Below are 14,366 nucleotides of genomic sequence, written 5' to 3'. Positions count from 1 at the left end.
AAAATAGCAGCTTTTTTGTTTTTTAGGCAATTGTGCAATGGGATTTTTGTTATCTATTCCAAGTCCATATTTGCCAAATCAAAATAAATCTATAAAATAAAGCATAGACACTGAAAGTACATATGATAAAATAAACTTCGAACATATAAACTTCGAACATTTGTTCTAATACATATAAATAAAAGGAAAATCCACTTTTATAATGAATGAAATAATATTGAGTATGATTAAGTAGAAGTGTGTTTCTTTTTGCAAGGATGAAAGGGGTATTTGAGTGGCACAAAAACAACAAACATTTGATTTTATTGAATACAACGATGATGCCATACAGGTGCTTGAGGGCCTTGAAGCAGTAAGGAAACGCCCTGGAATGTACATAGGTAGCACGGATTCTAGAGGTCTTCACCATCTCGTCTATGAGATTGTCGATAACTCTGTGGACGAGGCGCTTGCAGGATTCGGGGATCATATCATCGTAAAAATTCATAAAGATAATTCCATCAGTGTGGCTGACAAAGGACGTGGAATGCCAACTGGTATGCATAAATTAGGAAAACCTACACCTGAAGTGATTCTTACTGTCCTTCATGCTGGTGGAAAGTTTGGACAAGGTGGTTACAAGACAAGTGGCGGGTTGCATGGTGTAGGTGCCTCTGTTGTCAATGCCTTATCGGAATGGCTAGTCGTAACCATTAAAAGAGACGGTTTTGTCTATGAACAACGTTTCGAAAATGGAGGAAAGCCGGTAACGACGCTTGAAAAAATCGGTAAAACCAATCAAACCGGAACAACCATTCATTTCAAACCAGACGCTAGTATTTTTTCAACTACCACCTTTAATTTTGAAACATTAGGGGAAAGGTTGAGAGAATCGGCTTTTCTATTAAAAGGACTAAAAATTGAAATCATTGATGAACGTCATGATTTGCATGAAGTATTCCATTATGAGAATGGAATTGAAGCGTTCGTTGCTTATTTAAATGAGGAAAAGGATGTCATCCATCCAGTCGTTAGTTTTGAGGGTTCGCAAAATGGTATCGAAGTAGAATTTGCCTTCCAATTTAATGATGGGTATTCGGAAAATGTTTTATCCTTCGTTAATAATGTTCGTACAAAAGATGGTGGAACCCATGAGGTTGGGGCCAAAACAGCCATGACGAGGGTTATGAATGATTATGCCCGTAAAGTAGGTTTGTTGAAAGAAAAAGACAAAAATTTAGAAGGGGCAGACATCCGCGAAGGTTTATCCGCCATTATTTCCGTACGTATTCCTGAAGAGCTGTTGCAATTCGAGGGACAAACAAAAGGAAAGTTAGGAACAAGTGAAGCACGTTCTGCTGTCGATGCTGTAGTTTCCGAGCATCTTTCCTATTATTTGGAGGAAAATCCGGACATAAGCACCCTGCTTATTAAAAAGGCGATTAAAGCCTATCAAGCCCGTGAAGCGGCAAGAAAAGCGAGAGAGGATGCGAGAAGTGGGAAAAAGCGAAAGCGTTCAGAAACTTCTCTATCCGGTAAATTGACACCAGCCCAATCAAGAAATCCGCAAAAAAATGAACTTTATTTAGTGGAAGGTGACTCAGCAGGAGGATCCGCCAAGCAAGGACGAGATCGACGATTCCAAGCAGTCCTGCCATTACGAGGTAAAGTCATCAATACGGAAAAAGCGAAGCTATCCGATATTTTTAAAAATGAAGAAATCAATACTATTATCCATGCGATCGGGGCTGGAGTTGGAGCGGATTTTAATCTTGAGGATGTTAACTATGACAAAATTATCATCATGACCGATGCTGACACAGATGGAGCTCATATTCAGGTTCTGCTATTAACATTCTTTTATCGATATATGAAACCGCTTGTGGAAGCTGGTAAAGTATTTATTGCTCTGCCTCCTTTGTATAAAGTAAGCAAAGGGACCGGAAAAAATGAAAAAATTGAATACGCATGGGATGAAGAGGAATTGCAAGCGGCAACTAAAAAAATAGGCCGTGGCTATATCATTCAGCGATATAAGGGTCTAGGAGAAATGAATGCAGACCAGCTTTGGGAAACAACAATGAATCCAGAAACTCGCACCTTGATTCGAGTGAAAATTGATGATGCTGCCCGTGCAGAACGTCGAGTAACAACTCTTATGGGTGATAAGGTTGAACCACGCCGGAAATGGATCGAAAATAATGTGGCATTCGGCTTGGAGGAAGATGGGACTATCTTAGAAAATGAAAATATTACATTTGCTGAAGGAGGGAATGAAGGATGAGGACTGCTGAAAAGTTTCGTGACTTACCTTTGGAGGACGTGCTTGGCGACCGTTTCGGTAGGTATAGTAAATATATTATCCAAGAACGTGCCCTTCCTGATGCCAGAGATGGATTGAAACCAGTACAACGGAGAATTTTGTATGCGATGCATGTGGAAGGGAATACACATGAAAAAGGTTTCCGTAAGGCAGCAAAAACGGTTGGTAATGTTATCGGTAACTATCATCCACATGGGGATTCCTCTGTATATGATGCCATGGTTCGCATGAGTCAGGACTGGAAGGTACGTAATGTCTTAGTTGAAATGCACGGAAATAACGGTAGTATTGATGGGGATCCTCCTGCTGCGATGCGTTATACAGAAGCCCGTCTGTCGGCAATAGCTGCCGAACTATTGCATGATATTGAAAAAGAAACCGTTGATTTTGTTCCGAACTTTGATGACACTTCAAAAGAACCGACCGTTTTACCAGCGATGTTCCCGAATCTGCTTGTAAATGGCTCAACAGGGATTTCTGCGGGGTATGCAACCGATATACCGCCCCATCATTTAGGTGAAATTATTGATGGGGCCATCCTAAAACTGGACAAACCGGATGTTTCTGTAGATGAATTGATGACTGTCATCAAAGGACCGGATTTCCCTACTGGAGGGATTATTCAAGGGGTTGACGGAATTAAAAAAGCCTATGAAACGGGTAAGGGCAAAATCATTATTCGCGGGAAAGCAGAAATTGAAAGCATTCGTGGAGGAAAACAACAAATTATCATCACAGAGATTCCTTTTGAAGTAAATAAAGCAAATCTCGTGAAAAAAATAGATGAATTCCGGATAGACCGAAAAGTAGAAGGAATCTCTGAGGTTCGAGATGAAACGGACCGTTCGGGTCTTCGGATCGTCATCGAATTAAAGAAAGATGCCGATGCTGAGGGTGTTCTAAACTATTTATATAAAAATAGTGATCTTCAAGTTCCTTATAATTTTAATATGGTTGCTATTTACAATAAACGCCCGAAACTAATGGGTTTGCGTGAATTACTCGACGCCTATATAGAACACCAAAAAGATGTTGTCACTCGAAGGACTAAGTTTGAATTGAAAAAAGCGAATGAACGACAGCATATTGTTGAAGGATTAATTAAGGCTATATCGATTCTTGATGAAGTCATTTCAACAATCCGAGCCTCAAAGGATAAACGAAATGCTAAGGACAACTTAATTGCGAAATACATGTTTACAGAAGCACAAGCTGAAGCCATTGTTTCCTTGCAGTTATATCGTTTAACAAATACTGATATTACTGCATTGAGAAGTGAGGCGGAAGAATTGGCCAAACGAATTGCTGAACTATTAAGTATTTTAGAAAGTGAGAAAAAACTCATCTCCGTTATTAAAAAAGAATTAAAAGACGTGAAAAAGCGTTTTGCAGATGAACGTCGCTCCAAAATTGAGGCGGAAATTGAAGAATTAAAGATCAATTTAGAAGTCATGGTTGCCAGTGAGGATGTAATTGTTACTGTTACAAAGGATGGATATGTAAAAAGGACGAGCCTTCGTTCTTATGCCGCTTCTAATGGTCAAGATTTTGCCATGAAGGATACAGATAGATTGCTTGCAATGCTCGAAATGAATACAAAGGATGTCCTGCTTCTGTTCACAAATAAGGGGAATTACTTGTATTGTCCAGTTCATGAACTACCGGACATCCGTTGGAAGGATCTTGGTCAGCATATTGCAAATATTATCCCTATTGATCGTGATGAGGAAATCATAAAAGCTATTCCAATAAATGATTTTGAATTAAATGGCTACTTCCTCTTTGTGACGAGAAATGGAATGGTCAAGAAAACGGAACTTAAACATTATAAGGCGCAGCGATATTCAAAACCATTGACAGGTATTAATTTAAAAAATGATGACCAAGTGGTGGATGTCCATTTAACCGATGGAATGAACGAACTTTTCTTAGTCACTCATAATGGCTATGCTTTATGGTTTGATGAATCTGAAGTAAGCATTGTCGGTGTCCGGGCTGCTGGTGTAAAAGGTATGAACCTCAAAGAAGGTGACTATATTGTAAGCGGACAATTGATCACTTCCAAAGATGAGTCAATCGTTGTGGCTACCCAGCGCGGTGCTGTGAAAAAAATGAAATTGACCGAGTTTGAAAAAGCTACCCGAGCCAAGCGCGGTGTCGTGATTTTAAGAGAATTAAAAGCAAATCCACATCGGATCTCTGGATTCGTTGTTGCACAAGATTCAGATACAATCTATCTTCAAACTGAAAAGAGCTTCATAGAAACCATCAAAGTAGGAGATATTCGCTTTAGCGACCGATATTCCAACGGCTCCTTTGTTTTGGATGAAGAGGAAAATGGTAGGGTAATCTCCGTTTGGAAGGTTGAAGCAGAAGATAAAACTGAATAAAAAATAGGAATAAAGACTCTCTAGAAAACAGGGAGTCTTTTTCATTTTATTACCAAAAATGGACATACTAACTAATACGATACATGGGAGGGAAACAGTATGAAAAAAGAAGTTGGACTAGTCATTGCTGTATTATTTTTCATGTCTTTAACAGCAATTACTGGTGTTTATGCCATTGGAAATGATGAGATCGTAACTATTTCGAAAAAAGAAGTAGATATTACAGGGGATGGTCAAAAAGAGTTCATCAAGCTAAAAGCAGTTCCTTATGAGGAGAAAAATGAATACTTTAAAGAAATATATCTTGAAGTTTTTGCCCCCAATGGCCCAAGGTATACCTTTCCATTACAAAACGGAACAAAAGCGGCCTTCCAGCTAGCAGATCTTAATCATGATGGGGTAAAAGATGTATTCGTCACTGTTTTAGATGGTGAGGTCAATGGAAATACGAATTATTCATTATTTAGTTTAAAGGATTTTAAAAAAGAAGATCTTCCTATTCCTGAACCTCTCTTGATGGAAAGTCGATTATTAAACGGCTTTAAGGCTGAAATAAAAATTAAAGATACTGGTAATTCCTATCGTTTTGATTTGAAGGATCGGAAGAAATATTATAAAAAAATGGGACTTTACACGAATGGAAGACTTCAAGAGCCGACAGAATTAATGGTCGATTCGTTTAACAGCTTAAAACCATTTACTGATCAAAATAAGAGAAAAGGATTAAAGGGTATTCAACGAGTGTCTGGAATTGCTGATGCGGATACAATCGCCTATGTGGAGTCTACTTGGATGTTTGAAAATGGGAAATGGGTGCTAAAGGATGTTGAGGTGAAGGGGGAAGAATATTAAACATTGCGGAGCCAGTACAATGTCACGGAATAGACGAATTACCCATATAATGTAGCAGGCAGTTCGAAAGGAGAATGCTTGCTATGAGTATCCTCATTCCAACAAAGTTAACGACAACTTATCAGCCACCGGTTACGAAGTTTCGTCCAGTGGAAGGGAGGAAGTATACACTTACTCGATCGGAAGTAACCGGAGAACTCTTCCTGACGATAGGAACGGAATACAATTATCATGCGATTAATCAAGGGTTTCGAGATGAAGTATTAGCAGAATGGGTTCCTCGGATGGGGGAATTTTCACTAAATGGAAGAGTGATAGTGAGTGATGGGAATTTCGATGAAAATTATGCAAGAGTTCGATTCTTGATTTTTCAAAAAGAAGTAAATGTAGCCTTAAAGGCAATTGTATATGGAGATAAAGACTTTTTCACGAATTTCCCATGGTTGTTAGATGCACCAATCCATATAAAATTTGAATCCAATTTTGCACAGTTTAATCATGTACTTTATTATGGAACACCAAGACAATTTTTATATAACGAGACATAATATAGGATAAACACAGGAATACCTGTGTTTATTTCTTTTGTCTCACTATCTTAAGTATACTTTTGAAATGAGACAAATCAGAAGATCAACAAAATAATAATATTATGTAAACTGATAAATTCAAAAAAAGAGGAGTGGGGGAAGCTGCCTGTACAAAGTGGCAGCTGTTTTTGTTAATCTGTGATTTCTTTTGGCATATCCATTTTATCGACAGCAATCTTTAAATCATCATTTTTAATATGCGTGTATATCATCGTTGTTTGTATGGATGAATGACCTAATTGACGTCTTAATTTAGGAACATCATTAATTTCAGCGTGATACCTTGTAGCAAATGAGTGTCTAAGTTTATGTACAGATAATGATGGTTTTCCAAATGCCTTCGCATATTTTTCTACTAATTTTTCAACAGATCGCGCTGTTAACCGTCTTGTTTTTCCTTTAGGGCCCATTGGTGCTGCAACAAATAAAGCCTTTATACTTTTATCAATCTGATACTTTGATTCTCTAACTGCTAAATATTCCTTTAAATCATCCATCGCCGTTTGGCTGAAAAAGACGTACTGTTCCTTATTTCCTTTACGAATCACGCGTGCGGTATACTTGCTAAAATCAATATCTTCAAGATTCAATCCAACTAATTCAGATAACCGGAGACCAGATCCTAGAATTAATGAAATAATTGCGGTATCTCGTTCTTTATTTAATTGATAAAAGTTATAAACTTTTTTATTATTTTTATGCATTTCACCATATTCCTGGGCAACGAATAAGCGAAATCGCTCATATTCATCTCCAAGCAGTATTTTACCTTCCATTTTATTTGCTTTCGTTTCCATCGATTCTTTTATATCATTAAATTCAATTTTCGCCATCACATTTCGTTGAATATATGGTTTCAAATCTTTTGTCTCGGCAATGTTTTGCAGGTAATTAAACAAGGATTTAAGTGCGGATAGCTTACGATTCACGGTTAATTCTTTATTTTGAAGCTGATAATGAAGAAAGTTTAAGAAACCTTCGACTTCAAGGACCGTCAATTTCTCTAACCGTTCTAAAGGAATATCTTTCATGCTGCCAGTCCAAAGCTGCTCATGGATCATCCAGTTAAAGAAAATTTTATAATCGTGACAATAATTTAGTAAGGATGCGGTAGAAAGTTTTCTTAATTTGTGATTGATATATTCTTCAACATACCATGGCAATTCATTAAGCAAAGCTTGCAGTTTTTGAAAATTTTGCTGTTTGGATAGATTAACCATAACGACACCTCATTACTATATTACTTCTTAATAATTATTTCGTCAAATTTATATTTTACGTAATAATCTAAATGTATATTTGGTACCCTCTTTTATGAATTTTGTCTTCAAATAACACAAACATTGATACATGTTTTTTGAAATTATTTAATTTGTAAGGAACACTTTTATATTTAGTCCTGTCCATAATTGCTTGTCTAGAAAATTACTTATTAACAAATGACTTAAAACTCGATTATAAATCCATTTGTTGGCTGCCTAACTTTATTCCTAGAAATCACCAAAATTATACGATAACACCTCATGTAGTCTCGGTATATATGCATCATCTTGTAGTTGGTTGAATATTTTCTGTAACATCTAAAATTGCTGACACCAATGTCTATCTCATAACCATATATCTATCTTGAATAAATCGTGTATATTCCTTATTCTTGTAAATCCATATTTTACTTATTATACCCAAAATGGGGAACCACAATAAATCAGTTTCACCAAATTAATTAGCAATTGGATTTTAATTATAGGGTTTAAATTTTCTTACTACCTTCAATATCTTCAGGAAGATAAGAAAATAAATGAACATATAAATTCATGATAGTGTAAAGATTTAAATAAAAATATTATGTCAACTACCCTAATATTTAAATGTTCTCCCGTTTAGTTTTGGTTGTTTTCGTAAATATTGTCCTATAGCATAACAAAATCTCACATTTCAAATGGCGAGTTTTTGTTATGCTCCATTATAAATTTGGTCGTTTTTCCCAAGGTTCAATTTGACCAATCATGAACATTTTCTTTTTCTTCTTTATTGCTTCGATGACACCTTCAGAAATTTCCTCATTAGTTAACCATCTTGACCTGGTACCTTCCATTTTAAAACCTAATTGAACTTGATAATATTTACAATTTATAGGTACAACAGCCTTTTTCTTGATTTCATCTAAATTCGCACTACTCCCTATTATATGAAATAATTCCCAACCAGTATTACCTTTTGATACCTCATTCATGATAATTTGAAGGGCATTTTCTGCGATCGAATGAATCCACGCTACTACAATATCAATATTTCCATTATGTTTCATGGTTTGGTTTATTTTCTCTTTTAAATCGTCATTATTTCTATAATCAACGAATAACGGAGTTACGGTACGATCTGAACCGGCTAATTGTATAAGTTTCCTCATACGTTCAGCATTTCTCGCAATAATAGATACATGATAACCGTTTTCTATTAACCAAAGCGAAACTTTTGATAACATACCAGTACCACCAACAATTAACGCGTGCTTCATCCATCTTCTCCCCTCAAATTTTAATATGGCATAGTGAATTGACTTACTCTTTGCTTTCTAGTACCCAATTATATCAAAGTTCCAAAAGGATTAGTAAAATCCAACAATCAATGCGAAAACAGCTTTGTTTTTACTTACTTTAAGATCTAGTTATTATGATCAAAGGATGTTATCATATTATTATTCCCGATGTTTATAGGAGTTGAAGTCATGAGTGTACATAAAGATTTAATTAAACATGCTGAAAATCAACATAAGCTGTATCAGGAATTCTTGGCTTTAGATGAATTGCGTGAAAAGTATATTGCAGAAGCGGTTGAATTATGCAAACAAGGAAAGCCGTTTTCCACCGATAAAATCAATGAAGTGACGAATAAGATGAATAAAATTAACTTACGAATTGTCCCATTAAGAAAAAATGTCACCATTGAAATGGTTCAGGAGTATGTCAATTCACTATAAACAAAAAAAGAAACTTTCCATTTATTATTTTGGAAAGTCTCTTTTTTTGTTTTAATGAAAAATCGTTGTAATGATCTGATCATAGGACATAGTGCTATCTACAGTATATGTACCTGGACGTAATTTGTTTTGAAGTCCCCTGCTTTCCACATCTTTAGAAAATTGGAAGGCATCTTGGATCAACGTAGCATTAACAAGCATTTTTCCCACATCAATGCTCGTCATCCCTTCTGAAACCACAATAACAGCCTTTGCTACAGTTTTTTCTTCTTGTTTTTGTTCACCGTTGGCTTGTGGAGTTCCTTTTGCTTCATTTAAATGTTTTTCATATTCATCTTTTGTTTGAACGATATAACCTTTTGAAGTTAATTCCTTTTTCATTTCTTTTTCAGACAATTGAGCTTGTTCATTGTTCACTTTATCTGCCGGCTTTGAAATATTACGATCCTCAGAAAAATAAACGATCGCACAAATACTTGTTGCCGTTAGGATTCCAGCTGCAAAGCTGCTTAATATGTTAACCTTCATGGGCAGCTTTTCCCCTTTCATCCTGCGGAGTTAGGTATGTTGAAATAATTTGATTAATTTCTTGCACACTCATTTGTTTTTGCTCTGCTATGTTTTCTAGTGAATATTGGCGTTTGTACAAATCCAATACTTCTCTTCTTAATTTTTTCTCATCTGCAGAAAGTTGAACTCCTGCCTCTTTTGAGATAATTTCCATATCAAGTTCGATATTATTTAGTGATTCTTTAACATCATTTATTTCTTTCATCAAATTAATATGAAACATGTCAATAGCTTCTTGCGTTTTTTCTGCCGTTTTTTTCGTTCTTACTAAAGATATAATTAGTAGTAATATAGATAATCCAAATAAAATAGCTAATGCTTTTACCATACTAATCGCCTCCTTTAAAAATGAATCCATTAATCTCACAAGTTTCTATTATACATGTAATTTTTGCATATATCGATTCTTTTTTTAAAAAATACTCCATTAGACCGATTTTACAGGAAAAACCACGATAGGAACAATTACATAAAATTGGTGTCATTTGCTCATTCTATACATGATGGAAAATGACTAAGAAAGGAGCTTTTTGATGCAATATAATCAAACACCCATTCCAGAACCACCTCGTGCCATTACAACGAAAGATCTTATGTACCTAAAAGATGCAATGTCATGGGAGTTATTAGCATTTAAAAAATTTCATTTCCTTGCTGAACAAGCACAAACCCCTGAAATTAAACAAGCGCTTGAAAATGCTGGTAGGATGCATCAGACCCATTATCAAAAATTACTTTCCCATTTGCAAACCAATAATCAAGCAGTATTAGCTAACTTGCCTAATACACAGCAGCAAATGCATTAATAATTGGAGGTACGGCTTATGCAAAACCAACCTAATCAAAATCAACAGAATCAAAATCAAATTGCCAACCCACAAACAGGTCAATTACCAAAAGTAAAAGGCCCAGAAATGAATGATCGTGATTTTATTAATGATGGCCTAAGTACGTGTAAATATATCACCGATAGTTTAAATATTGCTGTTCGCGAAGCAAGTTATCAACAGCTTCATGATGATTTATTACAAATGCTAAATGAAACTCATCAAAGCAGCAGGCAACTATTTGAGGTGATGTTCCGAAATGGCTGGTATAAACTTGAGGCTGAAGATCAACAAAAAATCAATCAAGCTTACCAACAATTTAGTAACTATTCCAGCCAGTTTCCTTATTAAAATATAATTTGAAAAAGACTGCCTTTGGCAGTCTTTTTCATCCTATCATTTCTTTGTCGGTGATTCTGACACATTATAATTGTATTTTGATCGGTCAACCGGAGTAAATCCTTCAGGTGTATAGAAGCGTAATAAATCTCCATTTACAACCTTATCGGATAAAGCTAATATATTTTCTACACTATCCTGCATTTGTTTCGCTTGCTCTAATTGATCTTCCTCTAGAGGCATTCCAGTCATGGAATTATAAAACTTGCCATTAACACATGTAATGGTAGGACTTACAAAATCTCCATTACGGAATGGAATTAATTCATGATGGTTTTCAGATAATAAATCTGTACCAAAATGAATATAATCTTTCGTATCAATTCCTAATAAATGAAGCATCGTAGGCAGGATATCAATTTGTCCAGCGTATTCATGATTAATACCGCCTTCGATTCCCGGTACATGAATAAATAATGGAACTCGTTGTAACCCTGCACTTTCAAATGGAGTGATCTCTTTTCCAAGTACTTGTGCCATTGCTTTATTATGGTTTTCAGAAATACCGTAATGGTCACCATACATGATAATCATGGATTTATCATATAAACCAGATGCCTTTAAATAATCAAAGAATTGTTTTAATGCTTCATCCGCATAACGAGCTGTTTGGAAATAATTATCTACAGATTTATCTCCAGTGGTATGCGGTGCAATTGTCGCTTCTTCTTGTGGCATAGTATAAGGAAAATGGTTTGATACGGTAATAAACTTAGCCATAAATGGTTGCGGAAGAGATTCCAACAATGGAATAGATTGTTCAAAGAATGGTTTATCCTTCAAACCATATTCCGCTAATGATTCAGGTGTTAACTGATATGAGTTTTCATCAAAAAACTTGTTATATCCAAATGATTTATATATTTCATTACGATTCCAGAAGCTTCCTGAATTTCCATGGAATACTGCTGTAGTATATCCATGCTGACCTAAAATGGCAGGCGCTGCCTGATATGTGTTCAACCCTTTAGTTACAAAAGCTGATCCTTGAGGCAAGCCATACATTGAGTTTTCCAAAATAAATTCGGCATCGGATGTTTTACCTTGGGCTGTTTGGTGGAAGAAATTATCAAAATACAATGTATTTTTATCATGCGTTAGTGAATTTAGAAATGGTGTTACTTCTTCCCCGTTCAGCTTATAGTTGATTAGGAAATTTTGCATGGATTCCAAATGGATATAGATCACATTCATTCCTTTAGCTGCACCAAAATATTTTGGATTTGGTTCAGCATAGTTGGAATTCGTAAAGTTTTTTACATCCGTAATGTCGTCGCTACTTGCCATAACTCTTTGGGCGGAAGCCTTTGTACTTTTTACCGCATCATAAATAGTGTAATTATACATCCCTAAATATTTAACAATGTAATTTCTGTCGAATCCTCGTGTTAGTAATTGAGGACGATCCGTTTCTGCCAATGAAAGATTGGCGAAAGAGATGGCTAGGGCAAATGAAAATAATGCAGCCACTTTTGGTCGGCTCATATTCTTTTCTTCCATTTTAACCATTCGGAATGCAAGTAAGGCAATTAATACAAGAACATCAATAAAAAATAAGAAATCATAAGGTTCTAATAACGGTACAATACTACCACTTACATCCCCAAAGTTTTGTGTCTGGGTTAAAGTTGGAAGCGTGATAAAATCGTTAAAAAATCGGTAATATAGAATATTAGCATATAAAAGAAAAGATAATAGAAAATCAAATACTAGTAAAAAGATATACTTTTTTCTTCCTTTGAAAAGCGTGGCAAACCCTAAAAATAATAATGCTGATCCTAATGGATTAAAAAATAATAAAATCTTTTGTAACGTATTATCAATTCCTAAATCAAACTGCGTTAGTTGTGCAATATAGGTTTTAAGCCAAAGCATAATCACTGCTACAAAGAAAAAGCCAATATATTTATTAAATATACCTTGACTCTTTTTAAGTGCATTATTCAATTTAAACACCTACCTCTAGTAAATCATAATAACATATTTTCATATTTTACGAGAAATGAAGATTAAACTATATTCTATATTAAACGAAAAATATGAATAAATTATGACCATTAGACAATTTTCTTTCCTTCACAAGTTATTAACTATACTCTTTTTTATAAAAATGTCAAGGGCACCCCCGTTTACAATGAAAAACAATGTCTCCGGCTAAAATGAAGTATATCCAAATAGGATAGGTACTTTTATAGCCGGAGGCATTGTTTTAATTCCCTGAATTCACTACTTGATCCATCGTTTCATATACGAGCCAATCAGAACCATTTATTTTATTAGAAGCCTCGATGATTTTCTTTTTCACCCGCTCCTGCTCTGCTCCTTTAAGCATCGTAGGCTGATAATTGTTTTTCGTTGAAACAGACGAGATGGAAAATGGGATAACAGCAATTTCTTTTTTATCGGTTAGAACTCCGTTTTTTAAATAAAAGTTTTGTTGAAATACAAATGTATCTTTATCACTCGGATTTCGATTTCCACCAAACATAAAGTTTCCGAGACTGTAGACAATAAATTTTCCTTTATATTCTTCAATTCCTTGGACAACATGTGGGTGATGACCAAGGACTAAATCCGCCCCACTATCAATGGTGAAGCGAGCCAATGTCTTTTGAGAAGTTTCCGGAACATATTCACGTTCATTTCCCCAATGATAATGAACTAATATAATTTGTGCACCTTGTTCCCGCAATGATTTGAGATCTTGTTCAACCTGTTTTCTTATTTCCGGTGTGTCATTCCATCCTTCATAACCTAGTGCGCCGATTTTAACCCCTTTGACAGTTGTTAAATATTGATGATCATAGCCAAAATAACCAATATTTTGATTTTTCAAAGCAGTTATCGTGTCTTGATATCCCTTCTCCAAATAATCAAAAATATGATTATTGGCTAAGTTGACCGCTTCGATGCCACCTAATGTTAAGATTTGTGCATAACTAGGATCACCTTTAAAGCGAAATTTCTTCGCCGCCTTTTTTGTAGCATTTGTTAATGTAGTTTCTAAATTAACAGTCGTAAAATCATCTTCCAAAAAAATATTGTTTAGTCCCTTAACGAAATATGGGAGTCCATTTGCTGCAGCAACCTTAACAAAGGAATCACTGTAATTAAAGGTCTCATCCGTTCCAAGTGTAAAATCTCCTGCTGCACTGATTTTTATCGTTTTTTCTGTTACTGTTTCCGGTTTTTGTTCAAGTTTTTGATTATTGTTTTCAACTTTTTTTGGATTAGTCTCATTTAGCTCCGTTTTTATTTCTTTCGGAGGAGATGCTTTATGAGAATGTATGTAATGAAAAAACAATGAAACACCACCAGCTACAATAAATAGAGCAGTAAGGATAACCATATGGATTGTTTTTTTCGATCTCCTTCGTTCCTTCAGTGTTTTTGACCTGCTCCAATATTTATGATTGTTCATCGTTAAATTGACCCCCATGATATTTGTTAACGTTA

General features: G+C 35.3%; 13 protein-coding genes. 7 read left to right on the top strand and 6 right to left on the bottom strand.

Translation table 11 applies throughout. The features are described from left to right. Positions 1-274 precede the first annotated feature (274 nt). The 4 genes from parE (at position 275) to GZA11_RS00970 (ending at position 6,092) form a co-directional block, all read left to right on the top strand. Positions 275-2,263: a DNA topoisomerase IV subunit B gene (gene parE, locus GZA11_RS00985; RefSeq protein WP_038535183.1), complete on the top strand. Its 1,989-nt coding sequence runs from the start codon at positions 275-277 to the stop codon at positions 2,261-2,263. Continuing rightward, a complete protein-coding gene (gene parC, locus GZA11_RS00980; protein ID WP_163182573.1) occupies positions 2,260-4,692 on the top strand; it encodes a DNA topoisomerase IV subunit A in 2,433 nt (810 codons plus the stop codon). Before parE ends, parC begins: the two co-directional genes overlap by 4 nt. Positions 4,693-4,791: 99 nt before the next feature. Continuing rightward, the gene (locus tag GZA11_RS00975) at positions 4,792-5,544 is read left to right on the top strand and encodes a hypothetical protein (protein WP_163182572.1); all 753 of its coding nucleotides are present in this window, start codon (positions 4,792-4,794) and stop codon (positions 5,542-5,544) included. An 83-nt stretch (positions 5,545-5,627) separates the two neighbouring features. After that, complete coding sequence (locus tag GZA11_RS00970) at positions 5,628-6,092, top strand: staygreen family protein (RefSeq protein ID WP_038535190.1); 465 nt, start codon at positions 5,628-5,630, stop codon at positions 6,090-6,092. Positions 6,093-6,265: 173 nt separating this feature from the next. On the opposite strand, the gene xerS is transcribed toward GZA11_RS00970, so the two are convergent. Both xerS and GZA11_RS00960 read right to left on the bottom strand, forming a co-directional pair. Beyond that, positions 6,266-7,354: a tyrosine recombinase XerS gene (xerS, locus tag GZA11_RS00965; RefSeq protein ID WP_163182571.1), complete on the bottom strand. Its 1,089-nt coding sequence runs from the start codon at positions 7,352-7,354 to the stop codon at positions 6,266-6,268. Between the two features lie 743 nt (positions 7,355-8,097). Continuing rightward, positions 8,098-8,652: a short-chain dehydrogenase gene (locus tag GZA11_RS00960; protein WP_163182570.1), complete on the bottom strand. Its 555-nt coding sequence runs from the start codon at positions 8,650-8,652 to the stop codon at positions 8,098-8,100. A gap of 210 nt (positions 8,653-8,862) precedes the next feature. On the opposite strand from GZA11_RS00960, the gene GZA11_RS00955 reads away from it, so the two are divergent. Then, positions 8,863-9,114 (top strand): DUF2533 family protein, encoded by a 252-nt coding sequence (locus GZA11_RS00955; RefSeq protein WP_163182569.1) that lies wholly within the window; start codon positions 8,863-8,865, stop codon positions 9,112-9,114. A 51-nt stretch (positions 9,115-9,165) separates the two neighbouring features. On the opposite strand, the gene GZA11_RS00950 is transcribed toward GZA11_RS00955, so the two are convergent. Both GZA11_RS00950 and GZA11_RS00945 read right to left on the bottom strand, forming a co-directional pair. Further along, complete coding sequence (locus GZA11_RS00950; RefSeq protein ID WP_038535197.1) at positions 9,166-9,642, bottom strand: aminodeoxychorismate lyase; 477 nt, start codon at positions 9,640-9,642, stop codon at positions 9,166-9,168. Then, on the bottom strand, positions 9,632-10,012 hold the full coding sequence (locus GZA11_RS00945) for a hypothetical protein (RefSeq protein ID WP_163182568.1): 381 nt from the start codon (positions 10,010-10,012) through the stop codon (positions 9,632-9,634). Before GZA11_RS00945 ends, GZA11_RS00950 begins: the two co-directional genes overlap by 11 nt. Positions 10,013-10,217: 205 nt before the next feature. Between GZA11_RS00945 and GZA11_RS00940 the strand changes: the two genes are divergently transcribed. Together GZA11_RS00940 and GZA11_RS00935 are read left to right on the top strand one after the other, a co-directional pair. After that, positions 10,218-10,490: a ferritin-like domain-containing protein gene (locus GZA11_RS00940; RefSeq protein WP_163182567.1), complete on the top strand. Its 273-nt coding sequence runs from the start codon at positions 10,218-10,220 to the stop codon at positions 10,488-10,490. Positions 10,491-10,508: 18 nt separating this feature from the next. Beyond that, positions 10,509-10,862: a spore coat protein gene (locus GZA11_RS00935; protein WP_163182566.1), complete on the top strand. Its 354-nt coding sequence runs from the start codon at positions 10,509-10,511 to the stop codon at positions 10,860-10,862. 45 nt (positions 10,863-10,907) lie between these two features. Here the strand turns inward: GZA11_RS00935 and GZA11_RS00930 are convergent, their stop codons facing one another. Further along, positions 10,908-12,857 (bottom strand): LTA synthase family protein, encoded by a 1,950-nt coding sequence (locus GZA11_RS00930; protein WP_163182565.1) that lies wholly within the window; start codon positions 12,855-12,857, stop codon positions 10,908-10,910. 262 nt (positions 12,858-13,119) lie between these two features. Then, positions 13,120-14,331 (bottom strand): CapA family protein, encoded by a 1,212-nt coding sequence (locus GZA11_RS00925; RefSeq protein ID WP_235924754.1) that lies wholly within the window; start codon positions 14,329-14,331, stop codon positions 13,120-13,122. Positions 14,332-14,366: the final 35 nt, after the last annotated feature.

Origin of the sequence: Neobacillus sedimentimangrovi (assembly GCF_010614825.1) — a bacterium.
In the GTDB taxonomy this organism is placed as follows: Bacteria; Bacillota; Bacilli; order Bacillales; family Cytobacillaceae; genus Neobacillus; species Neobacillus thermocopriae.
This window is presented reverse-complemented; position numbering and strand designations above follow the sequence as displayed.